At 38.4% G+C, this 25,009-nt stretch carries 23 protein-coding genes; 11 read left to right on the forward strand and 12 right to left on the reverse strand.

Translation table 11 applies throughout. The annotated features are described in order from the left end of the window. Positions 1-2: 2 nt before the first annotated feature. From SGI74_13615 to SGI74_13640, 6 genes are all read left to right on the forward strand, one after another. Positions 3-1,781, forward strand: a complete 1,779-nt coding sequence (locus SGI74_13615) for a glycoside hydrolase family 15 protein (protein MDZ4678530.1) — start codon at positions 3-5, stop codon at positions 1,779-1,781. 60 nt (positions 1,782-1,841) lie between these two features. Beyond that, on the forward strand, positions 1,842-2,345 hold the full coding sequence (locus SGI74_13620) for a SprT-like domain-containing protein (protein ID MDZ4678531.1): 504 nt from the start codon (positions 1,842-1,844) through the stop codon (positions 2,343-2,345). Further along, entirely contained in the window at positions 2,314-2,640 is a 327-nt protein-coding gene (locus tag SGI74_13625; protein ID MDZ4678532.1) for a DUF1232 domain-containing protein, read from the forward strand. Before SGI74_13620 ends, SGI74_13625 begins: the two co-directional genes overlap by 32 nt. Positions 2,641-2,726: 86 nt before the next feature. Next, a complete protein-coding gene (locus SGI74_13630) occupies positions 2,727-3,842 on the forward strand; it encodes a Gfo/Idh/MocA family oxidoreductase (GenBank protein MDZ4678533.1) in 1,116 nt (371 codons plus the stop codon). Positions 3,843-4,087: 245 nt separating this feature from the next. Further along, the gene (locus tag SGI74_13635; protein ID MDZ4678534.1) at positions 4,088-4,480 is read left to right on the forward strand and encodes a hypothetical protein; all 393 of its coding nucleotides are present in this window, start codon (positions 4,088-4,090) and stop codon (positions 4,478-4,480) included. A 29-nt stretch (positions 4,481-4,509) separates the two neighbouring features. After that, positions 4,510-4,806, forward strand: a complete 297-nt coding sequence (locus tag SGI74_13640) for a hypothetical protein (GenBank protein MDZ4678535.1) — start codon at positions 4,510-4,512, stop codon at positions 4,804-4,806. Between the two features lie 58 nt (positions 4,807-4,864). Here the strand turns inward: SGI74_13640 and SGI74_13645 are convergent, their stop codons facing one another. Further along, complete coding sequence (locus SGI74_13645) at positions 4,865-6,475, reverse strand: FAD-dependent oxidoreductase (GenBank protein MDZ4678536.1); 1,611 nt, start codon at positions 6,473-6,475, stop codon at positions 4,865-4,867. A 363-nt stretch (positions 6,476-6,838) separates the two neighbouring features. On the opposite strand from SGI74_13645, the gene SGI74_13650 reads away from it, so the two are divergent. Together SGI74_13650 and SGI74_13655 are read left to right on the forward strand one after the other, a co-directional pair. Beyond that, positions 6,839-7,126, forward strand: coding sequence for a hypothetical protein (locus tag SGI74_13650; protein MDZ4678537.1), 288 nt, complete (start codon positions 6,839-6,841; stop codon positions 7,124-7,126). Between the two features lie 13 nt (positions 7,127-7,139). Then, complete coding sequence (locus SGI74_13655; GenBank protein MDZ4678538.1) at positions 7,140-7,475, forward strand: hypothetical protein; 336 nt, start codon at positions 7,140-7,142, stop codon at positions 7,473-7,475. A 76-nt stretch (positions 7,476-7,551) separates the two neighbouring features. On the opposite strand, the gene SGI74_13660 is transcribed toward SGI74_13655, so the two are convergent. From SGI74_13660 to SGI74_13685, 6 genes are all read right to left on the reverse strand, one after another. Next, positions 7,552-8,295, reverse strand: coding sequence for an endonuclease/exonuclease/phosphatase family protein (locus SGI74_13660; protein MDZ4678539.1), 744 nt, complete (start codon positions 8,293-8,295; stop codon positions 7,552-7,554). Positions 8,296-8,307: 12 nt separating this feature from the next. Next, entirely contained in the window at positions 8,308-9,477 is a 1,170-nt protein-coding gene (locus SGI74_13665; protein MDZ4678540.1) for a phosphatidylserine/phosphatidylglycerophosphate/cardiolipin synthase family protein, read from the reverse strand. Beyond that, positions 9,474-10,118 carry an outer membrane beta-barrel protein gene (locus SGI74_13670; GenBank protein ID MDZ4678541.1) on the reverse strand — a complete coding sequence of 215 codons (645 nt, stop codon included), beginning with the start codon at positions 10,116-10,118 and terminating at the stop codon, positions 9,474-9,476. The genes SGI74_13665 and SGI74_13670 overlap by 4 nt, the downstream gene beginning before the upstream one ends. A gap of 30 nt (positions 10,119-10,148) precedes the next feature. After that, complete coding sequence (locus SGI74_13675) at positions 10,149-10,646, reverse strand: hemerythrin domain-containing protein (GenBank protein ID MDZ4678542.1); 498 nt, start codon at positions 10,644-10,646, stop codon at positions 10,149-10,151. 22 nt (positions 10,647-10,668) lie between these two features. Beyond that, complete coding sequence (locus SGI74_13680) at positions 10,669-10,947, reverse strand: GlsB/YeaQ/YmgE family stress response membrane protein (GenBank protein ID MDZ4678543.1); 279 nt, start codon at positions 10,945-10,947, stop codon at positions 10,669-10,671. 138 nt (positions 10,948-11,085) lie between these two features. After that, positions 11,086-11,505, reverse strand: coding sequence for a response regulator (locus tag SGI74_13685; GenBank protein MDZ4678544.1), 420 nt, complete (start codon positions 11,503-11,505; stop codon positions 11,086-11,088). Positions 11,506-11,616: 111 nt separating this feature from the next. Between SGI74_13685 and SGI74_13690 the strand changes: the two genes are divergently transcribed. Then, positions 11,617-13,149, forward strand: a complete 1,533-nt coding sequence (locus tag SGI74_13690; protein ID MDZ4678545.1) for an ATP-binding protein — start codon at positions 11,617-11,619, stop codon at positions 13,147-13,149. Here SGI74_13690 and SGI74_13695 read toward each other — a convergent pair whose 3' ends face one another. The 3 genes from SGI74_13695 to SGI74_13705 form a co-directional block, all read right to left on the reverse strand. Continuing rightward, positions 13,150-14,676, reverse strand: a complete 1,527-nt coding sequence (locus tag SGI74_13695; GenBank protein ID MDZ4678546.1) for a sigma-54 dependent transcriptional regulator — start codon at positions 14,674-14,676, stop codon at positions 13,150-13,152. It lies immediately after the preceding gene. Between the two features lie 467 nt (positions 14,677-15,143). Continuing rightward, a complete protein-coding gene (locus SGI74_13700) occupies positions 15,144-15,740 on the reverse strand; it encodes a hypothetical protein (protein ID MDZ4678547.1) in 597 nt (198 codons plus the stop codon). 53 nt (positions 15,741-15,793) lie between these two features. Continuing rightward, positions 15,794-17,167: a POT family MFS transporter gene (locus SGI74_13705; protein ID MDZ4678548.1), complete on the reverse strand. Its 1,374-nt coding sequence runs from the start codon at positions 17,165-17,167 to the stop codon at positions 15,794-15,796. A gap of 240 nt (positions 17,168-17,407) precedes the next feature. Between SGI74_13705 and fusA the strand changes: the two genes are divergently transcribed. Further along, positions 17,408-19,516, forward strand: a complete 2,109-nt coding sequence (fusA, locus tag SGI74_13710) for an elongation factor G (GenBank protein ID MDZ4678549.1) — start codon at positions 17,408-17,410, stop codon at positions 19,514-19,516. 35 nt (positions 19,517-19,551) lie between these two features. Beyond that, positions 19,552-20,004, forward strand: coding sequence for a peroxiredoxin (locus SGI74_13715; GenBank protein MDZ4678550.1), 453 nt, complete (start codon positions 19,552-19,554; stop codon positions 20,002-20,004). A 4-nt stretch (positions 20,005-20,008) separates the two neighbouring features. On the opposite strand, the gene SGI74_13720 is transcribed toward SGI74_13715, so the two are convergent. Further along, positions 20,009-22,177 carry an ATP-binding protein gene (locus SGI74_13720; protein ID MDZ4678551.1) on the reverse strand — a complete coding sequence of 723 codons (2,169 nt, stop codon included), beginning with the start codon at positions 22,175-22,177 and terminating at the stop codon, positions 20,009-20,011. Next, on the reverse strand, positions 22,174-25,009 hold a 2,836-nt coding region (locus SGI74_13725), incomplete at its 5' end, for a HAMP domain-containing protein (GenBank protein ID MDZ4678552.1). The genes SGI74_13725 and SGI74_13720, both read right to left, overlap by 4 nt.

Here is a 25,009-nt window from a genome sequence, read left to right on the forward strand (position 1 = left end):
AAATGTATCCTTACGGTGCAATTGGAAATTGTCATATCAACGCTCTCGTTAAAGATTGTGGTTCCATTGACTGGTTATGTTTGCCAAGACCTGACAGCCCACCAGTTTTTGGAAAAATATTAGACCCTCAAGGGGGTCATTTTTCCATTTTGTCACCAGATGGTGCAAAGGGCGTTCCACGCTATATTTCAAATACAAATATTCTTGAAACTCACTTCACCCAAAAAAACGGTGCTGAATATAAAATCATCGACTTTTGCCCACGCTTTGAACAATTCGGCAGAATATATCGTCCACCCACATTGATAAGAAAAGTTATTCCCATTAAAGGCTCACCGACAATTCAAGTGGATTGCAAACCTGTAGATGGATGGTCAAAAACTCCACTTGGAGTCACTCAAGGAAACAGTCATATTCGTTTTCAAAAAGGACAATCTGACGATTCAGCTTTAAGACTCACAACAAATATGCCCATGACATATTTGATTGATAATGTTTCATTTGCATTTCACGAACCGATTTATTTTGTATTAACTTGGGGATCCTCACTTGAAAGTGATATTCGACCCACTGTTGAAATGTTTCTTATTCAAACAACCGATTATTGGCGTACTTGGGTTAAACACTGTAATATTCCAACTTTATTTCAACAAGAAGTCATTCGCTCAGCCCTTGCCTTAAAACTTCATTGTTACGAAGACACAGGTGCAATTTTGGCTTCACTCACGTGTAGCTTACCAGAAGAAGTAGGACACGAAAGAAATTGGGATTACCGTTTTTGTTGGTTGCGAGATGCTTATTTTTCACTCTCCGCATTTCACAATCTAGGTCATTTTGAAGAGATGGAAGGATTCTTAAAATTCTTACTTCAAATCGCAGAAAATGCAAAACAAGATGGTCTGCACCCTGTTTATAAACTTGATTCCACATTACCACTACCTGAACTCAGCCATGATAACTGGACAGGTTTTGACGGTTCAAAACCTGTAAGATCTGGCAATGATGCGGCGACACACGTGCAAAATGATGTCTACGGTGAAATGATTCTTTGTTTAGCTCCTCTTTTCTTTGATGATAGATTTAGCAGTCATCGAACATCAGCACTTGAATCACTGATAGGAAAACTTGCCAATCAGTGCATTGCTACCTTGGGTGTAGTTGATGCAGGAGTTTGGGAATTTCGAAATGCATGGAAAGTACATTCTTTTTCGACATTATTGTGCTGGGCAGGTATTGAACGTGTTGAGCGATTGGTAAAACTGGGTAAATGTAATTTCGATTTAGAAAAGTTAACACAAGGAAAACTCAAAGCCGAAGCATTACTTAAAGGTTCAACGATCGCAGGCTCTGTACGAAATAGTTCTGATGACCCTTCATTTGATGCATCACTCTCACTTTTACCAATATTACGATACTCTGACAAAGAGCTCAGCCGTAAGACACTCTATGAGATTATGGAAAACTTAGGTATGAAAGAAGGCGATGAACCACCCGCCTTTTTTTATCGCTATATTAAAAAAGATGATTTCGGAAATCCAAAAACTCCATTTCTTGCAATTTCGTTTTGGATGGCCAGTGCTTTTGCTGCCATTGGTGATGTGAAAATGGCACATTCGATCATTGAAAAAACTAAAGTTTCGGCCAATTCTCTAGGTCTCTACTCTGAGCATTATAATTCTAAAACTAAGATGCAATTGGGCAATTTCCCTCAAGCCTATTCACACGTAGGGCTTATCAATTCAGCCTTTGCAGTTAGCCCCCCATGGGATCAAATTTTATAGTGGGTGTAATTTTGAAACTTCATCTTGCATGGGATAATAGTTCCAGCGACAATGTCTTATATGCATGCAAAACTTCTAAATGATATTCAAAGTAAGTGGGATTCATATTTTGAACAACTCCCTAAGCCCTACACCCCGCTTTCGTCGAACAGCTTTGATGTGAGATGGAATTCAAAAATGCGTTCACGTGCTGGTGTTTGTTATCCTTATAAAAACTTAATCGTGCTTAATCCTCATCTTTTAAAAACAGCTGATATACTTGAAGAAGTTTATATTCATGAACTGTGTCATCTTGTTGTATCCAAAAGGTGGCCCTTAGCCCTTGCTCATGGCGCAAAATGGCAAGGGCTAATGCGACTTTGTGGATTTGAACCCAAACGATGTCATGAACTCGTTGTTGAAAAAAAACATAAACAAAGACGTTGGCCTGTGACTTGTAATTGCAAAACACATTTGATAACTACTGTACTCTATAATCGCCTCACCCGCGGTACTCATTACAAATGTCTTAGTTGCAAAGGATTACTAAAACATGAACAAACTAAAAGCACTCAAGCTTCTTAAGAAAGCACAACGCCTCACTAGCGACAATAAAGATCAGTTTATCGATATTCAATCCGATCTGAATGTACTTTTCGAAATGGTTAAATCATGGACTACAGGTGGGTATAAAAAAATCCCATGGAAGACCATTGGTCTCATTGTCGCGGGTCTTGTCTATCTTGTAAATCCACTTGATGTACTTCCTGATTTTATACCACTGCTTGGTTTTTCTGATGATTTGACTTTTTTTGCATTTATCATCAGTTCGCTTAAATCTGACATTAAAGAATATAAAAAATCAAAATTTGATTTATAAGCCCTGATTTATTTTTGCTGCACCACGCTAAACTATACTGGCATTCTCTTTGCTATATCTAGCTCTCGTTATAGAAGGAGATAGATGTGCCTAAAAAATTAAAAAATAAAATCAGATACGCTGTTGTAGGTCTTGGTCATATTTCCCAAGTTGCAGTATTACCCGCATTTAAACACGCAAAAAACTCTGAACTCGTTGCACTCATCTCATCTGATCCTGTGAAATTAAAAAAACTCAGTAAAAAATATCACGTGAAACACACTTATTCTTACGAACAATATGATGATTGTTTAAGGAGTGGTGAAATAGATGCCATCTATATTGCGCTCCCCAATAATATGCACAGAGAATACACAGAACGTGCTGCTCAGGCAGGTATTCATGTGCTTTGCGAAAAACCCATGGCTGTTACTGAACAAGATAGCAAAGCCATGTTTGAATGTGCCCAAGAACACAATACAAAACTAATGATTGCCTATCGCCTTCACTTCGAAGAAGGCAATATGCAAGCCGTGAAAATCGCTCAGTCAGGTAAACTTGGTGAGCTACGACTTTTTAATTCAGTATTCACTATGCAAGTCAAAAATAAAAATAACATCAGGCTACAAGATCACTTAGGTGGCGGTACACTCTATGACATTGGTATTTATTGCATCAACGCTGCTCGCTACATATTTCAAGATGAGCCATTAGAAGTATTTGCATTTAGTGCTAATAACGGTGACACGCGTTTTGAACAGGTCGAAGAAATGGTAACAGCAGTTATGCGCTTTCCAAAAGAAAGATTAGCAACGTTTACTGCGAGTTTTGGGGCTGTCGGCACTTCAATGTATGAAATCGTAGGAACCAAAGGAAAATTGCGTGTTGAGCCTGCCTTTGAATACGCTGAAGCACTAAAACACGAGATAACAATTAATGGAAAAACGCTTAAGAAAAAATTTGCAAGACGCGATCAATTCGCAGCTGAGCTTCATTATTTTTCAAATTGTGTTTTAAAAAATGAAGATCCGCAACCCTCAGGATTAGAAGGGATGGCGGATGTACAAATCATCAGAGCCCTTTATGAATCAGCAAAAAGAGGACAACTTGTTAAGATTCATCCATCGCATCCAGAAAAACGTCCAAACTTAACACGAACAATTAGAAAACCACCAGTTCAAGAACCCACGCTAGTTAATACTTCGAGTACTACAAAAGATTAAGTGAAGAAGTAATCGAAGTATCTCATCGCCTAGTCTCACCTAACCCCGAATCGACAATAAAAGAGAGAGGACCTGCAATGGGTCTTCTCTCTTTAGTTTTATGTCACGTCATATTAACCCACCTTTGAGTAACAATGCCTCATAAATCTAATTTTAAGGCTATAGGGTTTTGGCAGCAAGATTGCAAATACAACACTGGAATATATTAACACGCAAAAAAAATGCGCGCATAACTGGAGAAAAAAATGGCTAATCAAAAAAGTACAGGTCAAAAAGAAAATAAAAGAAAAAATATTAGATCCCTTATTAGTGAAGGGTCATCAATGTTAAACAGCTCTGGTATTAAAGGAAGCATTCGCCGTGTCGCTGATCAAGCATGGGAAGCAGCACAACCTGAATTAGATAATGCATGGAGCGAAATCAGAAAAAGTCTTGAACTAGCTATGGATGATGTACGTCAAGGTATTGATAAAGCCCTTATGAGCATTCTTAAAGGTGTTGATAGTGCAAAAGACACCCTTATTAAAACAGGCATTGCTTCAACAGTAAGTGCTGCTGCATCTGCATCATCAAAATCAACTGGATCAAAATCTTCCAGTTCAAAATCATCAACTAACACACCATCAAATCAGCAGTAAAATTAATATTAACATTTAAGGAGAAACTAATGAAACAAGGTAACTTTTCAAGATCAGAAAATCGAAGTACAGCTAACCGTGGTGGAAACTTTGACATGGAAGGCGTTGAAAGCAAAGGCCGAGCTAGTCGTATGTTTAGCCAAGTATCAGAAAATATTCCCGATATGGAAGGTACACTTCGATATTTTGGTAATAACTGGAAATCCATAACTCAAGCAATTGCAGTTTTGGGTGTTCTTGGCGTTGCATCAGCATTCGCACGTCGAAGTGGTGGAAGCGCTAAAAGCAAAAAAGCTTCAAAAACTAGCTCACGCACTCGTCATTAATTAATTGCATTAGATACTAAAGAGCCCAAAGTCATTAAACTTTGGGCTCTTTATTTTTTTAGATCAGACAAGACAAAGATAATCCATCGACTAATTGAGACGCATAACCTGCTCTTTTATTTCCAGCTTTTGCGTCAATAAAAACTTTTTCTAAATCATCTAATGCAGGTCCACACAAAACTTCCCCTGTCGGGCTAAATCGACTACCATGACAAGGGCAATCCCAAGTTTTTTCTGCTTTATTCCAATGCACAATTCCGCCAAGGTGCGGACAAACAGGAGAAAATACATGCAAGTGCTTAGTATCATCGCGATATACAGCAATTTTATCACCCTGCCTATCAACTATTTTTCCTTCACCTGAAGCAACACAATCAACGGCATCGACTTGAGTATCATCATTAATCTCAGCATCGGTTTCAGCCATTCGATCAGAAACCATACGCCTAGCCACATTTGCATTCTCACGGGTAAACTTATTAAATGATGAAAAAAGTTTTACTCTTGAGGGGTCATACAGTTCTTTTAATTCATTTTCTTTATTTAAGATAAGATCACTCATAAGTTTTGCACTCATCGTAGCGTTAGTTAATCCAACTCCAGCAAAACCAGTTGCTGTGAAAGTATTTTTTGTAAAAGGAATTTTACCTACATACGGAAGACCATCGACAGATTCAAATACTTCATCTCCCCAATAGAATTGTATATCTTCAACTTCAAATCTTTGTTTGATATATTCTTCAAGTAGTAAGTAACGTTCATATGTATTAACTTCTTGACCTGTTTTATGATCGCATCCACCGATAATCCACAATTTATCGTCAGGGTTACCAACTTGTCGCATGTAAAAATAGGGATCATTCATATCCCAATAAAGACCAGGAGACGGCGGATTTTTTAGGCGTACTGCAAGTACATATGAAAAATATGGAGCCAATCTAGACTGCAGTGATATGTATCGACCAATGGGAGTATGTGTAGCCAAGATCAGCTGAGAACAAACAACTTCACCTCTGTTTGTTTGAAGACGACACTTTTCTCCATCATCAATCTTATGGACTCTGGTATTTTCAAATAGGTAACTTTCGTTACCAGTAATTTTATCTGCAATGCCATAAAGATACTTTAAAGCATGAAATTGTGCTTGCCCTTGAAATCGAATTGCACCCTCAAACGTAAACGGGAGGTTTAACTCACCAGTTAACTGACAATCAAAACCAAGTAGTTGTGCAATTTCAGCTTGATCAACAAGTTCCTCATTCTGTTTACTTGTTTCTGCAAATTGAAAACTATCTACGCGTTTAAATTCACAATTTATTTTATAACGCTGAGTTATATTTTCGATTTGATTTATAGCCTGAATTAACGAATTTACCGCCAATCGACTATTATCTTCACCAAAATGAGATACAAGAGTTTTTAATTTAATATCAGGTACAGCAGTAATATGCCCCGTAGTTGCACCACTTGTACCCGCTCCAACTTCATGCTCATCAAGTACTACAACACGTAACCCGGCTTCTTTAAGATAAAGAGCAGTCGTTAAACCAGTAATTCCCGCACCTACTACCACGACGTCACAATCAATATCTCGCTCAAGCGAAGGTTGAGGTTCGCGAGAAACATCTTTTTTCCAAACTGATTTATGAACACCAAATCTTTTCATCATATCTATGCATTTAAAATGCAATGCAGGTGCCAGCTCTTCAATCTGAATTGTTTAAATTTTTCTATTTCATGTTCTTAAAAGCTCAACGGATAGCTCAGTGAGTTACCGTCAAATCTAGTACACATATTGAGCCAAAATGTCTCACAACGGGTAACTCAGACACATTTACTTTTGCAAAAGAAGTACGAGTACTTTGTATCGCTCCTCAAGCTTGGCAAGTGATTTGCAATCTAAAAACATATAAGAATTTAGGGGTTTTAATTTATACAACTTATAGAGGGTATCAATGGAACAAGCACTGCTTTGTTTGCCCTTAATAATTCTATATCTCATCCCGCTTAGGTGATGAAAAGGGGAATAAAAATGATTTATGAATTAGTGATCGACGGTTTCAATGAAGATGATTTTAAGAAAAACTATGAGCGTCATTTAGATGATCTCTTAGAAAGTGCACCTTCTGACGCAAGTGCAAGTTCCAAAATTAGTAAAATTAAAAAAGGATATGAAGGCATTATCGACATCTGTTCTTCACAAGGGCACTTTGTAGCCAAAGCAATTTGTAAAGAACCCCAAGAAGTTGTACTCGCACTATTTGGACAAATCCAATCGCAATTACGCGACTGGCAAAATAATCGTCTTGTTGGCGCGTAATCAGGAGAAAATGATGTTTAAACAATTTAATTTTAAGAATTTTAAGCCAAGTAGCGAATTAGCAATTAAGGCAAATCTTGCACTTTTTGAATCAGTTGATAGCGTTCCGTACGGCTCACTTAAAGAAGCTGTAATGATTAAATTAAAAAATAAATACCACTGTTTTATTGAAGTGAAATCAAAAGAGTCGCCGTTTATTGTAAAAAGTATTTCTTCTAATCCTTACATGGCACTTTCGCGACTCTCGTTAAAAATCAAAGATAAAGTTGTACGTTGGCAGACTAAACGATTTGTTGAACCATTATTAAGTCTTGTTCAAACACAAGATTACGCAGTTCAAAAAGTCTAATCCCCCCAAGCCGCGGATGAAGTGGGGCGATCCCCCCCATAACAAGCCCCCTTCTCCGCTCCCCCCCTTTTTTAAATCAGAGTGAGAATTCAGCGCAGAGTGCAGTATGATCAGAGAGTTTACTCCAGGGACCTTCAGTTAAACATTGTGCTGCAGCAATATGAAGACCTCGAGTGTATATGCGATCAAGCTTGAGCACCGGGAACCAGCTTGGAAATGTTCGTGCATGTTCACCGTAAAGTTTCCAAAATACTTCTTGAAGATGAAGTCGTTCACTTAAGCGAATTGTGATTCTTTCGCGCCAATCATTAAAATCACCAGCTACAATAAGAGGTGCATCTTTAGGAACATTTGCTTCGATCTGTGTAATGAGGCGCTCGATTTGATTTTTTCTCCAAGATTCTAATAAGCCTAAATGAATACAAATGACATGAATCGCTTCTTTATGGTGTGGAATTTTAATAACCCCATGAAGAATACCTCGACGATCATAACGGTTACTTGAAATATCAATATTCTCAAACAAGGTGAATGGGTATTTACTTAAAATAGCATTGCCATGATGCCCCGACGAATAAACAGCATTTTTTCCGTAAGCAAAATGTGGCCAAAGAGAATCAGCCATGTACTCAAATTGTGAAGCTGTTTTCCAATCTGACATGCGGTGATCACGCTGATCATGATGACCCAGTACTTCTTGAAGAAAAACAAGATCAGCTTTTACAAGATGAATAGATTCTCGCATTTGCTTAAGAACAAATTTTCGCTTGTTCGTAGCAAAGCCTTTATGAATATTATAAGAGAGTACTCTAAATTCCATTGGTTGCATTCATTACATCCAATACTTTAGCATAGAAAGTGTTTTACTCGCAATCCTTTCAAATACGGGTTGTTTCTCCCAATCTTTGAAAGTGATTTCATGTGTCTTACGTAAATCCGAACGAAAATAACTCTCCAACTCATGTCTTGCCGCAGGCTTAGTCATTACAATATCAGCCTCTAAATCATGAATGAGACTTCGATGATTCATATTACTCGACCCAACTACAACCCAGTTATCAATCATAAGCATTTTTGCATGTAAAACACTTGGCAGGTATTCAAAAATGCGAACCCCCGCTTTAAGCAGACCATAGTAATAAGCTGACGTTACACTGTGTATAAAAAATACGTCAGAATTTCTTGGCACTATAATGCGCACATCAATTCCTTTTCGGGCTGCTCGGCAAAGTGCTCGAACTACAGCTGCAGATGGAACAAAGTAAGCGCTTATAAGCCATATTTTATTTTTTGCATTTCCTATTCGCGTGAGTAGATCTTTATAAAGTCTACGTCTTGAATTCCAATTGTTATTAATGCGCACTAAACGGTTTGTGCTTATTTTTTTCTTGGAGTGTTTATGTTTATGTATAAGTGTTGGATGCCTGTAATCCCATGCCTCATTCCATGCTTTGTTAAAAGCCTGGCTTAAATCTTGTACTCCAGGCCCCACTACTCTAACACCAATATCATGCCACGCTTTATTTCCATTTTGAGATTTGAGATGCACGCTATGAATATTCATGCTGCCTAGCCACGCGGTTTTTTTATCAATTACACAAATTTTTCGATGATTACGTCTATTGATAAAACTAAGAAGTTTCATAAAATGAGAAAGTGAAACATGTTTACGTAGCGGTTCTAATAATAAAACCCAAGGCGCTGGGTGAAATATACGAGCTTGCACTTTATTTTTTAAAAGCTTTGGAACAAAATTGGCGCACCAATGAGGTGAGCCAATTCCATCTGCCATAACTCGTACTTTCACACCCCGTGCGGCTGCTTGACTAAGTGTTGCAGTAATACGCCTGCCTAATTCATCATCTTCGTAGATATAGGTCTCAAGATCAATGCAATCCTTTGCGTGAGAAAGTTCGCCAATCAGGCGCTTAAAAAACACATCTCCGCTACGAAATATTTCTTCAGACTTCCAATTGGAAACACTTTTTAAGCTATTGCTCAAAGGTTAATTCCTATACCTGTGTTTAAGCTAAATGACGAATTCACTAAATCAGTTGCAGCGGCAATTGCCGTTAAACCCCTGATGTAATCAGCTTCTACAAATAAATCAAATGAAGGTGAAATCATGAATTTTCCACCAACACCTAAAACACCGCTGAGTTCAAAGGGTCGTGCATTAATATCAGGCACATCAAGTCTATCTACAGGGTAATCAATGTTAGAGGCTACAAGAACAGATGGAACCAACCCTGCTTTTATGTAGGTAGTTGTTGATGCATAGGCATCAAAGTAATATTTCGCAGAAACAGGAATAGACAAATATCGTAAATTTACATTTGTCGAACCCTGTGTGCTACTAACAGTTGCGCCAAGTTGTCGATAAAGTACTCCCGTTTCGATGACACCATTTCGGCGCCCAAAATCCATGAGAAGTCCTGCTTGCAAACCATTTTGACTGGTAAATTGCCCACTTTGATTTCCTTGAAAATCAGAAATAACAACTCCAGCAACCGGCATGACTCGACTCACTTCAATTTTATTCTGATATCTACGATCTTCTAATCTTCCGTACGAAGAACCATCTTGCGCATATGCGGTTGATGAAATGCAAATTAATGCAAAAACTTGTAATAAACTTTTCATAATAGCCCTCTCAAACTGCCAGAGCAGTTGTTATATTTGTGATTTAAATTCTTCATAGACTTTATACTTAGTTAATTTTGGAGCAGATACTAATTGTGAATGCTTTTGATCTTGAAATTTAATAGCCATTTCTTCACGCTCAACTAGGCTGAATTCTTTTTTAACAGCTTTAAACACTACTTTTTCTTCTTGGTGTAAGTGATGCTCAACAACTTCTTTTAAGACTTTCACACTTGCGTTCCAATTCTCCCAATCATCAATCGGCATGCCATATAGTTTAGATAATAAATATTCAGTCACATCATGCTCTTGAAGACCCTCGAGTGCATATTTGCGTGTTTCACCAACTTCTTCTATACGCGCATATAGAGAAAATTCTTCAGCTTTTGCATGATTAATGAGAGCACTGCGAAGTTCAGAAAAAGTATCTTCAACATCCGCTACATTGTCGTTATCCATATTTTCTAATTTTGCAAAGAGCTCTCGAATTTCATCATGGTCTTTTCTTAGTAATTTCAAAATATCCATTTGCCCTCCAAAACTTATGTTTTTAAATTCTATGATGTGTAGTGGGATGATTTGTGCTTGGCAATTTTGGAAAATAACCAGCGATAATAAGAAACACTCCGGCACCTACTACTGCCATTGCGATTGCTCCCCATAATCCATATTCTTGCATACTAAATACGTCGAATAAAATTCCGCCGATAAATGCACCAACGATACCCACGATGATATTGCCACCTGTACCAAACGCATGCCCTCTTACAGTTGCACTAGCAACCCACCCTGCAATCAAACCAACTAAAACGAATAATAGTAAGTTCATACGCTCTCCTTCTTTCAGAGATTGTAATTAGCAAGACCTTTGCCAGTCAGTTTTAGTGTGTAATCAATTGGAACTTGAATGGGGACATTTTGATTTAATAAACGGGTCAGCTTGTCTCAGCGCCCATGACAACATGTCTTAATGGGGCAATTTGACTATGCCCAACCAAAACTCACCGATCTTTTTTATTATGTCGATGTATTGATCTAATGAGAAAGGTTTTGTGACGTAGCAATTAGCATTTAGACTATAACTTTTGCGTATATCTTCTTCAGCACTTGAGGATGTGAATACAACAACAGGAATTTTACTATGTGCACCCTGTTTGAGATGTTTCAAAACTTCAAAACCATCGACTTTAGGTAGATTGAGATCGAGTAAAATTAGATCAGGTGCATCAGATAATTTGGAGTCATTAAAATAGGATATTGCTTCACTACCGTCTTTAACCACAGATAAATCAAAACGAATACCCCAAAGCCTTAGAGCTTCTTTGACGAGATCTACGTCACCTATATTATCTTCAACCAACAAAATCTTGGATGTGCTCTCAGTCATATACTATTGGTATAGGGCGATTTTTTTATTTTTACAATAATTCTTTTCTCAAAAAAGTAGCCGCCCACCTTCATTGACAGTTGTACACTCAATAGCGTAGACAATCTACATATGAGTGAAAGAACACGCATCCTTTTAGTTGAAGATAATCCTGCTGATGCGAGGCTGATTCAGGAGGGTTTAGATTCAAAAAAATATGATCTAAAAACTGTCGATAGATTAAGTAAAGCACTTGCTTATTTTCAAAATAACGAGGCTGATATTATTCTTGCCGATTTGTCATTACCAGACAGTGAATTTACCAATACTATATTTGAACTTCATTCACATGTACCCCATATTCCCATTATTGCACTAACTGGTTTAAGCGATAAAAAACTTGCACTCGAAGCACTCAAAGTCGGAGCCCAAGATTATTTAGTTAAAGGGGGGTTTGACACAAGTGAACTCGAACAAAGAATTGCATACTCCATCGAAAGAAAAAAAGCTGAAGAGACACAATCACAACAACGGTTTAAGATTGTTCAACAAGTAATCTCAAGTGCTAAGCAAGATATTCATAGAACAGACCCTAAGAATATTTTTTTCCGATGCGTAGAAGATTGTAACGAAGCCATAATGATATTAGATAATTTTACTAGGCTGATTTACGTCAACCCCATGTGGGAACGAATTTATGGCTACACCTCAAAAGAAATCATCGGCCAAACAACATCTTTTCTGCAGCCTCAAACTGAAGACTATTACCAAGCATTTCAAAATCAAATTGCTGAGGCAAAGGCAAAAAGATATTGGCGAGGCGAGGTTATTCACCGCGCAAAAGATGGCCGAGATATTTCAGTACTATTGACCATCGCACCTTCTGAAACTGTGACGGGTGAAAATATTGGTTTCATGGCAATTGCTCTCGATATGACAACTCAAAAAGAATTAGAAACAAAAATATTTAGACAAGAACATTTAGCCTCAATCGGAATACTTGCAAGCGGACTTGCACATGAAATAGGAACACCCCTTGGCGTTATACGTGGTCATGCTGAATTTTTAGAACCCATGGCAAAAGATCAAACACAACTACGCGAAGGTTTAGAAACAATTATTTCACAAATTGATAGAATAACCACACTCGTTAGTTCTCTACTTCAATTAAGCCGAGGTACTTCTGACATCACTTTAAGCGATATAAATATACGAGGTGTACTTAATGAAGTTATTCTTTTACTTCAGGGAAATTTTAATAAACTTTCAATTAAATTCACCATGGATATTCCAGAGCACATAAGTGCCTATTCAAATTCTCATAAGCTTCAACAGATTTTTATCAACCTACTTATTAACTCGATCCACGCGATTGAAGAAGTCGTTAAAACAGGGCGCAGAGAAAACCACACCATTAAGGTCGCAGCACAAACAGAAGATGGAAAAGTAAAAATATCTATCACTGACACAGGATGTGGAATTTCAAACGAAGTTCAAAAAAAGCTCTTCCAACCATTCTTCACAACCAAAGATATCGGTAAAGGCACAGGCCTTGGACTTGCGATTGTCTATAATGTAGTTGCTGAAATGGGTGGTGAAATTCGCGTCAATAGCCACGTCAACGAATTCACCACATTCTTGATTAGTTTAAAAGCCAACCGCTAATTACTGCTGGTAATTTAAATTGCCACCTTGAGTATTTAATATTGGATTCACCATACTGCCCACCGAAGGTGTAGCAGGCGGCACCTCAACGGTGGTTCTTGGGCAAAGACCGTACTCTCTTTCTTTACGATAGAGTGTTTTACGACTTATACCAAGAATCTGAGCTGCTTTTTCTTTTTTCCCGCCGGCTTTTTTCAATGCAAGTTCTAAGCAGCGTTTTTCCATTTCATTAAGGGTTAGACTACCTGACATATCTGGCTCTGCACTAGTAGTCTTAACTACACCATTTTTTTCTAACTCTGGGCTGACAACTTGTAAGAACGAGATATGGCTTTCATCAATAAGCGCGTCATCACAAAGAATTACAGCACGCTCAATTGTGTTTTCAAGCTGTCGAACGTTACCTTCCCAAGGAAGACAAATCAGACGTGACATTGCAGCTTTTGTGAAACCAGTTACTGGTGACCCATTAGCAGCTGCATATTTCTTAAGAAAGTAATCAGCAAACATAGGAATATCTTCTGCACGTTCTCGTAGTGGTGGAATCAAAATCGGGATAACACTTAATCGATAAAATAAATCTTCTCTAAAGAGACCTTCAGCGATTGAGCTTTTTAAGTCTTTATGAGTAGCTGCAATGATGCGCACATCAATACTCTTAAAAGTATTTTGCCCTACAGGCCTAACTTTTCTCTCTTGAATGACACGTAAAAGCTTAGCTTGAAGAGAAAAATCCATGTCTGCAATTTCATCTAAGAAAATTGTACCTCCATCAGCCTCTTCAAAGAGACCGCGCTTTTGATTAATCGCACCAGTAAAAGAACCTTTAGCATGACCAAAAAGTTCTGATTCCAATAAATTCTCAGGAATAGCTGCACAGTTAATAGCTACAAATGGTTTTTTAGCACGGGGGCCATCATTATGAATAGCGCGAGCTACCATTTCTTTACCTGTACCACTTTCAGCAAGAATTAAAACGTTTGCAGTAACTTTTGAAACACGCTTAATGACATCAAATACACTTTGCATTTGTTGGCTCTTGCCAATCATATCACCGAGTGTCCATGAACGTTTTACTTCTTTACGTAAAATAGAATTTTCTTTTTCAAGTTTTCTATAATTCAATGTTCGATTAATCGTTGCGCGAATGTCGGCAAGTTTAAATGGCTTTGTAACGTAATCGTGTGCACCACGTCTCATGGCATCTACCGCTGATTCAATTGTACCAAACGCTGTAATCATAATTACTGGAATCTCAGGACGTGATTCTTTAACGGACTTTAAAAGTGAATGGCCATTCATTTCAGGCATGTTCACGTCAGTAAGAATTAAATCAATATCACTTTCAGATGATGCTTCAACAATGTGACTATTGGGTTCAATAAATGTCAACGCTTCTGCGGCAGAGGAACAAGTAGTTACAAGATGACCTTCTGCTGAAAGAAACTTTTTAAGGAACATCTGCATATTTGTATCGTCATCAACCACAAGAATGTGTCCGGTGGTTTGTTTTGTCGTGTCTATCATGAAACTCTCTCCTTCGTTCATGTACTTTAAAAACTCTGAGTGAGTCAAATTAGGGCAACTATGTTGTCATTCTGACTCTGAGTCAACTCTATTATGCTTTTTTTTACATTCGTCATTGGCATCTCATATGCAATAGCACAGCCAAGTAAATGATTAACAACGGAGGAGGAGTAATGAGTCAAACAGCACGCGAATCAAAATCGCAGAATACCAATAATAGACGGATTTATCTGACTTTACTCAAGGGGGGAGCGCTAAAAGACAATGGTCGTCTTTCGCGTACATGTGAGTTGTGCAAACACAAATTTCACCCAAGTTCACGATTTTCTTTATTCTGTGATCGATGCAAACATAACGACAGATACCGTTATGCTGAGTGGTTGCCATCATCAGATGATGTGTAAATCAAGTCATATTGACGCAATCAATGGTAATAATGGGGCAAATCAGGGCATTAAGTCCCATTATTACCATCGATTTTTTTTAAGCTTAGAGGTCTGCCCACTCAATCTAAATAATTTCAGCAAACGAAAATATCTTTTAAGCGAACTACGAATTTTTTTGTGAGGCATATCAATCAGATATTTTTCTGCTTTCTCAACATTCCTATTAGAATCTCGCCACGAACAATTCATTTCATCAAGATTAGCGATTCCATAGCCTGTGAGTTTTCCGGTTTCATCAATAAATGAATCATAATAGCTTAAGGCCAATGCACGAAGACTCAAAAAAACTGGGGCTCGCCCATGTAGACCGTCTTCGCGGGAACGACTAATTGCTCCCCATTTTCCTTTTTCACGAAAAATAAAAAGCACATGATCTAGCCCATCTTTACTCTCTAAACTCATAACAAGTGGGGGATAACCTCTATGCTCAAGAATTGCTGCGGCTAAAAATGAAGCCTCTAAACAATGAGCACGTTTTAACTTCCAAGTACTTAATGCAGATCTTACCGATGGCCCTGACTTTTCTTGATTATACGCAAATGTGCGAATGAGTTTTTGAACGGCTTGTGGTGTTGAGTAACGACGGCTAAGATTTTTGAATAAAAGTAAAGAGCCCATAACTTCATTCTAGAAAGCTATGGGCTCAACTAATACTGGGCTTACGACGAGATTTAGGTCGCTTTTTCGTAATAATCGCGAACTTTATAGCGAGAAGCCATAAATACGAATACCAACGATAAAACACCCATTAATGCGGCAAAGAAGAAGAAAAACGTAGCCCCTTCAAACACATTAATTTTTGATACGTAAGCCGTGATCAAATTACCTGCAAAAATCGTCAAAAACCAAAAGCTCATGATCGTACTTTTCATCGAACGGGGTGCTTGGCTGTAAGCAAATTCTAATCCCGTAATTGAAATTAAAACCTCAGACATGGTGATAATCAAATAAGGAATGAATTGCCATGCCACTGAAATTTTTTGACCTTGATCTAAAGGAATTTGCAAAATGCCAACAAAAACAAATGAGAAAGCCGCAAGGATCATTCCCAGTGACATTCTTCTTAAAGGGGTCATTTTGATTTTAAATACTTTTTCAATCAGTGGATTAACCACATAAGCAAAAAATGGAATGAGCAGCATAACCATTATTGGGTTAAGTGCAGAAATTTGTGAGGCTTCAAATTGAATTCCCAATACATTAAGATCCATTTGTTGAGCCTGAAGTACCCAACTGGAACCATGCTGGTCAAAAAGTGCCCAAAAAGCCGTACAACTAGCAAATACTTTAAAGATATTGATAGCCGCTTTTGCTCCAGCTACTTGCTCTTCAGTATATTTGTTTTTTGCGACATCAAGATAACTTTCGCCTGTTTTACGCTTTGCTTGATTTTTCATTGCATAAAACACGATAGGCATGAGGCCCACATCACCCGTTTTTCCAGTTGGAGGAACAATTACATATTGTTTTCGTCCAAGCCAAAAAACGAAAGTTGCTATGGCCATTAATATTCCAGGAATACCAAAAGCCCAACCTGAACCATATCTAGGTAAAACCCAGGGAATCATCAATGTCGAAAAGAAAGAACCAAAGTTAATAGAAAAATAGAAAATATCAAAAACACCCTTCACCAGATGTTTATTTTTCTCATTAAATTGATCACCCACATGGGCTGAAACGCATGGCTTGATACCACCAGCACCTAGAGCTATGAGAGCCAAACCTGCATAAAGACCCTGTTTTGTTTCCCACATAGCCAAAACTCCATGGCCTACGCAGTAAAGAAGGGAAATATACATAATAGTCTTATATTTGCCCCAAAACCGATCAGATATGTAAGCGCCCAGTAATGGAGTAAGATAACAAGCGCTGACAAATAAATGGTAGGTGGCTTTGGCATCAGCTGCTACGAACATGAGCTGATTGATCATAAAAACAGTAAGAATACTGCGCATTCCATAGAAACTAAAACGCTCTGCAGCTTCGTTTCCGATAATATACTTAATCTGTGGTGGTAGTTTGTCTTGTGTGGCTACGGTTCCCATGGCCCCTCCTCAATGAATACAACAATTCGACACCCCTCAAATGGGGGAATCTCTAGTAAAAGAAGTTTGTGGCTAATGGAACTATATAAAAAAGTCAAAGATTTAAGCTACTTTGTGTTTTACCATTCATAAAAAATACTATATATCAGTACCCATCTAACATTAATTTAAACGCATAATTATCGGGCACCTGTCCCCTCTTTGAACAAGAAAAATTAGGTAAGAGAAAGAAGCAAAAACATGGCTGATAAGATTTCACTTGAGCACGTACGTAATATCGGAATTTCCGCACACATCGACTCTGGAAAGACCACTCTTTCAGAGCGTATTTTGTATTACACCGGAAAAATTCATAAAATTGAAGAAGTTCGAGGAAAATCAGGCGTTGGCGCCAAGATGGATTCCATGGATCTCGAAAGAGAAAAAGGGATTACCATTCAATCAGCCGCTACATATTGTGAGTGGAAAAATACCATCATTAATTTGATCGATACCCCGGGGCACGTTGACTTCACTATCGAAGTTGAGCGAGCGCTTCGCGTTTTAGACGGAGCCATTCTTGTTCTTTGTTCTGTTTCAGGCGTTCAATCTCAATCAATCACCGTTGATCGTCAAATGAAACGCTATAAGGTTCCCCGCATTGCATTTGTTAACAAAATGGACAGAGCCGGTGCAAATCCGTTTCGTGTTACTCAACAACTACGTGAAAAACTAGGCCATAACGCACACATGATCACATTACCAATCGGCGCTGAAGATCAATTTGCGGGCATCATTGATCTTGTTGATATGAAAGCTAATTATTATGATGGCGACAACGGAGAAAATATCCGTATTGAATCCATTCCCGCTGATTATCTTGAACAAGCAATGAAAATGCGAGACGAACTTGTTGCCGAAATGGGAAACTTCGATGACCTTGTAGCCGATAAATATCTCAATGGCCAAGCAGTAACAACTGATGAACTCAAAAAAGCGATTCGAACTGCAACATTAAGCTTAAAATTCATTCCTGTAATGACAGGCTCTGCTTATAAAAATAAAGGTGTTCAACTTTTACTTGATGCTATTACAGCTTTTTTACCTAACCCCACTGAAGTAGTTAATGAAGGTTTAGATCAAAATAACAAAGAAGAAAAAGTTGTAATTAAAAATGATCCTGATGGCCCCTTTATTGGTTTGGCATTCAAACTCGAAGACGGTCGTTATGGTCAATTAACATATATGCGTATTTATAGCGGAACCATTAATAAGGGTGATTTTATTTACAATCGCTTTAATCAAGATCGTAAAGTGAAAATTCCACGTCTTGTACGAATGCATTCTGATGAAATGAATGACATCGAATCTGCAAGTGCTGGTGATATCGTAGCTATGTTCGGTGTTGAGTGTGCGTCTGGTGACACGTTTTGTGATGAAGACACACACATTACAATGACTTCTATGTTTATTCCTAATGCCGTTATCTCGCTCGCTGTTTCACCTAAAGATAAAGCCGGGCAAACAAACTTCTCAAAAGCGCTTAATCGTTTTACAAAAGAAGATCCTACACTGCGCGTACATCGCGATGAAGAATCAGCTCAGACTATTATTTCTGGTATGGGTGAACTCCATCTTGAGATTTACATTGAGCGCATTAAGCGTGAGTACAATTGCGAAGTGGTTGCTGGTAAGCCACAAGTTGCTTTCAGAGAAACCATTACCGCGGTTGGTGAATTTGATTACACCCACAGAAAACAAACTGGGGGTTCTGGTCAATTTGCTAAAGTTTGCGGATTCATTGAACCACTCCCATCAGATGCGGTTGAAACTTATGAATTTGTCGATGAAATCGTAGGCGGAGCAATTCCTCGAGAATTTATCCCCGCTTGTGACAAAGGATTTAAAGAACAAATTAAAAAAGGTCCTTTGATTGGGTTTCCAGTTGTTGGTGTTCGAGTAACCATCAATGACGGTTCATACCATGATGTCGACTCATCAGAGATGGCATTTAAGATTGCCGCAATGGCTGCGTTTAGAGAAGCATTCCCTATTGCAAAGCCCATTGTTTTAGAACCAATCATGAAGCTTCAAGTTCAAGTGCCTGAAGAATTTCAAGGTGCTATCATGGGTCAAATCAACCAACGCCGCGGTATGATTATTGGTTCAGCTAACCTTGAAAACTACACGGTTATTGACTCTGAAGTTCCGTTGACAGAAATGTTTGGATATTCAACTGATCTTCGTTCTGCCACACAAGGTAAAGGTGAATTTACCATGGAATTTGCTCGATATGCCGCTGTTCCTCGCAACGTACAAGAAGAGATGGTTGCGACTTATGCGAAAAAACGTGCCGAGGCGAATAAGTAATAAAACCTTAATTTCAAAAGCATGAGGAGATTCAGATGTCAGTAAAACTAAAAGCCGGTGATTTAGCTCCGAGTTTTACACTTAAATCGCAAGATGGACGCACCTACTCACTGTCTGATTACAAGGGCCGCTGGGTAGTTCTCTATTTTTATCCAAAAGATGATACTCCCGGATGCACCAAACAAGCTTGTAGCTTTCGCGATAACTTTGAGAGCTATAAAAAAATGGGGATTCAAGTTTTTGGCATTAGCGTTGACGATGAAACATCACATGATGCTTTTGCCAAAAAATTTCATCTCCAGTTTCCACTTTTGGCTGACACTGAGAAAAAAACAAGCAAAGCTTATGGTGCTTTTTCAAATGAGAAGTACTCAGACCGTTTTACTTTTGTGATTAAGCCTGATCAAACTATTGGGCATATCTTTGAAAAAGTAAACGTAGAGGCTCACGCATCAGAAGTTATGGAAGCCATCGAAAAAGCTAAATAAAAAATCAATGTAGTTGTGATGATGAATTGGATTTGTTTTTTTGATTTGCATCACTTGCATGTGCCAAATTTAAAGTGACTTGTGATTTATCATGAATAGCTTGCTCAGCACTTACTTCTTTTTTAATAGGCAATGTGAAGTGAAATGTCGCGCCCTTACCTATAGTTGATTCTACCCAAATCTTACCTGCATGGCCTTCAACAATTTTCTTACAAATGGCTAATCCGATGCCGCTACCTGGATACTGAGTTCTTGTATGCAGACGTTTGAAAATCTCAAAAATACGATTTGAGTGTTGAGGCTCAATGCCCATTCCATTATCGCTTACTGAAAATGTCCAGAAATCCCCATCTTTGTTGGCAGAAATTTTAATAATAGGATTATCACTACTTCGAAATTTCAGAGCATTTGCCACTAGATTTTGAAACAACTGAAGATACTGAGTTGAATCACCACGAAGTATAGGCAAATCACCAAGTATGATTTTAGCCCCCGTTTCTTCAATGGTCACGGAGAGATTTCTTTTAACTTTCGAAAGTATCTCATTAAAGTCGACCGTATCAGGATCACTAGGTCTACTTGTCACACGTGAAAAGGTGAGCAAATCACTAACGAGCTGTTGCATGCGCTGGGCACCTTCAACCGCAAAACCAATAAAATCTTTTGCATCTTTATCTAGTTTGTCACCATAACGTCGCTCGAGTAATTGAACATAACTAGAAACCATACGCAAAGGCTCTTGAAGATCATGAGAGGCCACATAGGCAAACTGCTCAAGCTCACGATTACTTCTCTCTAATGTCGCGTGTGCTGTGACCACCTCTTGATAGAGCAGAGCATTTTCTACGGCACGTGAAGTTCTATAGGCAATATCTTGAGCTAATATTAAATCATCTTGTTCATAGGCACGATCACTTGAGAAAAAACTTAGAACACCCCATGGTATGCCTCGAACAAAAAGTGAGGCCCCAATATATGATTTAATTTGGAGTTTCTTGAGTAGATCTAGATGCTCCTGATTTTTTGCATTCGCTTCTAAAAGTTGAGTTGTAATTTCTGAAATAAATTGCGAGTTACCAGAGCGAATAACCTCAGCTGATCCAATAGGTGAAGTCATATCTACGGGGTATTTAGTAATAAATTCTTGGACCAAAGAAAGCTTGGAGGGATCTTTGTGAGCCACTGTCACAGGCTCAAGATTGCCATTTTTAAGTGTGAGAACAGAACAAAAATTACTCAGTTTATTAACGGAAAGTTCTGCTACTTTTTTAAGTGTTTCTACAGGGTCTAATGAATTCATTAGATGAGTACTGAGTTCATCTAGAAATTTTCTTTTCTCTTCTACTTGTTTTTGAACTTCGATTTCAGTAGCGGTACCAAACCAGCGAATTAAGTCACCCATTTCATCTTTTACAGCAATGGCTCGACCTAAAAACCAATAGTATTGATTTGTTTTTGATTTCAAACGAAATTCGATCTCAACATCTGATTTATTCTTAACCGCCTCAGTCATTTTTTCTATAAATTGCGGTCTATCAGTCGGGTGCACATTTTCAACCAAAAACTGAGCATTTGATTTTGCTACAGCTCCTGTGAATTGACCCCACTTCTCATTACAAAATTCAATTTCTCCAGATGGTTTTACAATCCATACGATGTGTGGAATTGAGTCAGCAACTTTTTTAAACCGCCTAAGCTCTTCAATTTCAAGTCGAGCTCGTTCATGAATTCTTAACTGTTCTGATTGTTCTAAGATCAATTTATTTTTGCGGTAAAGATCAATAAAGACTGCAACCTTTGAACGTAAGATATGCGGGTCAAAAGGCTTAAGAATATAATCTACACCGCCTGCCTCATAACCTTGATAAATATAATTGATATCTTTATTAATGGCGGTGACAAAAATAATTGGAATGTCTTTAGACTTCTCTCTTTTCTTAATAAGAGATGCTACTTCAAAACCATCCATGCCTGGCATTTGAACATCGAGTAAAATAACCGCACATTCATTAGCTAAAAGATAAGACAGTGCTGCACGACCTGATTGCACTTTAATTAAATTATACTCTGGATCTTTTAAGACGGCCTCTAATGCTAAAAGACCATCCTCTCGGTCGTCGACCAAGAGGATGTTTATTTTCTCAAGTTTTTGTTTAGCAATCAGCTCACTCATGTGAGTGAAGCCGTTTCAGACTTCATGATCCACATGTGAATCATAGCCAAAAGTTTTTCAGGATCAACAGGTTTTGTAATATAATCTGAAGCTCCCGCCTCAATACATTTTTCTCTGTCGCCCTTCATGGCTTTAGCCGTTAGTGCTAAAATAGGTAATTCTTTAAATTGCTCAATATTTCGAATGGCTGCAGTTGCTTGGAGTCCGTCCATTTCAGGCATCATCATATCCATTAATATGAGTTCTACACTTGGGTCTTTTTTAAGTAGGTCTATTCCTTTTTTACCATTTTCAGCAAAGCTCACAATAACACCTTGAGATTCAAGGATAGTAGTTATGGCAAAAATATTTCTCACGTCGTCATCCATGATAAGAATTTTCCTACCGGTGAAATCTGCATTCTTAGGAAGTAGAGGAATAACCACTTCTAGCTCTCTGGTATCAAGAGGTGCTGTCATATCACCGCCAGTGTAATTTTGAGGTAAGTACAATGTGAATGTACTTCCTTTGCCAGGGATACTTTCAACATGAATCACACCGCCAAGAAGCCTTGCAATCTCACGACTGATAGTAAGACCCAGACCTGTTCCGCCGTATTTACGACTCGTGGTTCCGTCAGCTTGTTGAAATGCTTCAAAGATAAGTTTTTGTTTCTCCATGGGGATACCAATACCTGTATCGGTAACAGAGAAGGCTATTACACGACCTGCGCGGGAGAGTGAATCAATACCTAATTGTAGGCTTTTTTCTGCAATACCAATCTTTAAGTCTACACTTCCATGCTCAGTAAACTTATAGGCATTTGAGAGCAGGTTCTTAAGAATTTGATGCAGACGATTGACGTCTGTAAACATTTTCTTAGGAACAGAATCACCAATATGAAAGTTAAACTGTAATCCTTTGTGCTCAGCAACGGGCCTAAAAGTTTGCTCAAGATGTTCTTGAATATCACCCATGAACACATCGCGAGGATCAATTGGCATTTTGCCAGCTTCAACTTTGGAGAGATCTAAAATTTCATTAATAAGAGCTAAGAGATCGCGTCCTGCTGAATATACAGTACTTGCATATTTAACTTGGTCAGCTGTTAGGTTCTTATCTTTATTTTCGGCTAGCATTTTAGAGAGAATCAACAAGCTATTAAGTGGTGTTCTGAGTTCATGAGACATATTGGCCAAGAATTCAGACTTATACTTAGAAATGAGTGACAACTGCTCTGCTTTTTCTTCAAGGGAGCGTGATGCCAACTCGACCTCTTGATTTTTAAGCTCAAGAAGTTTTGCTTTTTCTTCTAACTCTTCAGCTTGTGCTTCAAGCTCAGCATTTGATTTTTTGAGCTCTTGGAGTAGTTCTTCAGTTCTCATACTTGATGCGATCATGTTTAAGATAACACCGATGCTATCCATGAGCTGATCAAGGAAGTTTAGATAGTTAGGGGTAAATGCTTCAAGTGAAGCTAGCTCAATAACAGCTTTAAGTTCACCTTCAAAGAGTACGGGTAAAACTATGATATTATGAGGTTTTGCCTCGCCCAAACTTGAAGACACCTGAACATAATCACTGGGCACTTGGGAGAGTAAAATCTTTTTCTTCTCAAACGCACACTGACCAACTAAACCCTCTTTTAGTCTATATTTACCGCCAACATTCTTACGCTCTGAATAGGCATAACTAGCACTTAATACTAATGAGGTTTCGCCATCTTCCTCACTTTCATTCATAAAGAATGTTCCGTGTTGAGCCTTAATGAGCGGTGTTAATTCAGACATAATAAGTTGAGCAACTGAGGTGATACTTCTTTGACCTTGCATCATACCTGAGAACATAGCGAGATTAGTTTTTAGCCAATCTTGCTCTTGGTTTTTCTGAGTCGTCTCTTTAAGATTACCGATCATCTGGTTAATATTATTCTTAAGAGCCGCAACCTCACCTTCAGCTTCAACTGTAATTGATCGGGTTAAATCCCCTTTTGTAACGGCAGTAGAAACCTCAGCGATAGCTCGAACCTGGGTAGTAAGATTTCCTGCCAGCTGGTTAACGTTATCAGTTAAGTCTTTCCATGTTCCAGAAGCACCAGGAACCTTAGCTTGTCCGCCCAAGATACCCTCAACACCAACCTCACGGGCAACACCCGTAACTTGAGCTGCGAATGTTCTTAGCGTGTCAGTCATTGAGTTAATCGTTTCGGCGAGCGCTGCAACCTCACCCTTTGCTTCGAGTACGAATTTTTGTGAAAGATCACCATCAGCAACCGCTGTAATAACCTTAATAATACCTCGAACTTGTTTTGTGAGGTTTGAGGCCATGAAGTTAACGTTATCTGTTAAGTCTTTCCAAGTACCAGAAGCACCAGGAACTCGCGCTTGACCTCCGAGTTTTCCTTCAACACCAACCTCTCGAGCAACTGTTGTAACCTGATCGGCAAATGTACGAAGTGTGTCAGTCATTGAGTTAATCGTTTCAGCAAGGGCTGCAACCTCACCCTTTGCTTCAAGTACGAATTTTTGATTTAAATCACCATTCGCAACCGCCGTAACAACTTTAATAATACCTCGCACTTGTTTTGTGAGATTTAAGGCCATGAAATTAACGTTATCTGTTAAGTCTTTCCAAGTACCTGAAACCCCTTTAACATCAGCTTGTCCGCCTAGTTTTCCTTCAGTACCAACCTCTTTAGCAACTCGAGTAACCTCAGCCGCAAATGAATTGAGCTGATCCACCATTGTGTTAATTGTGTTTTTAAGTTCAGAGATCTCACCCTTAGCATCAACTGTAATTTTTTGTGATAAGTCACCTTTAGCAACCGCTGTTGTAACTTTTGCGATGTTACGA

The sequence above is a fragment of the Oligoflexia bacterium genome (genome assembly GCA_034439615.1).
Taxonomy (GTDB): Bacteria; Bdellovibrionota; Bdellovibrionia; order JABDDW01; family JABDDW01; genus JAWXAT01.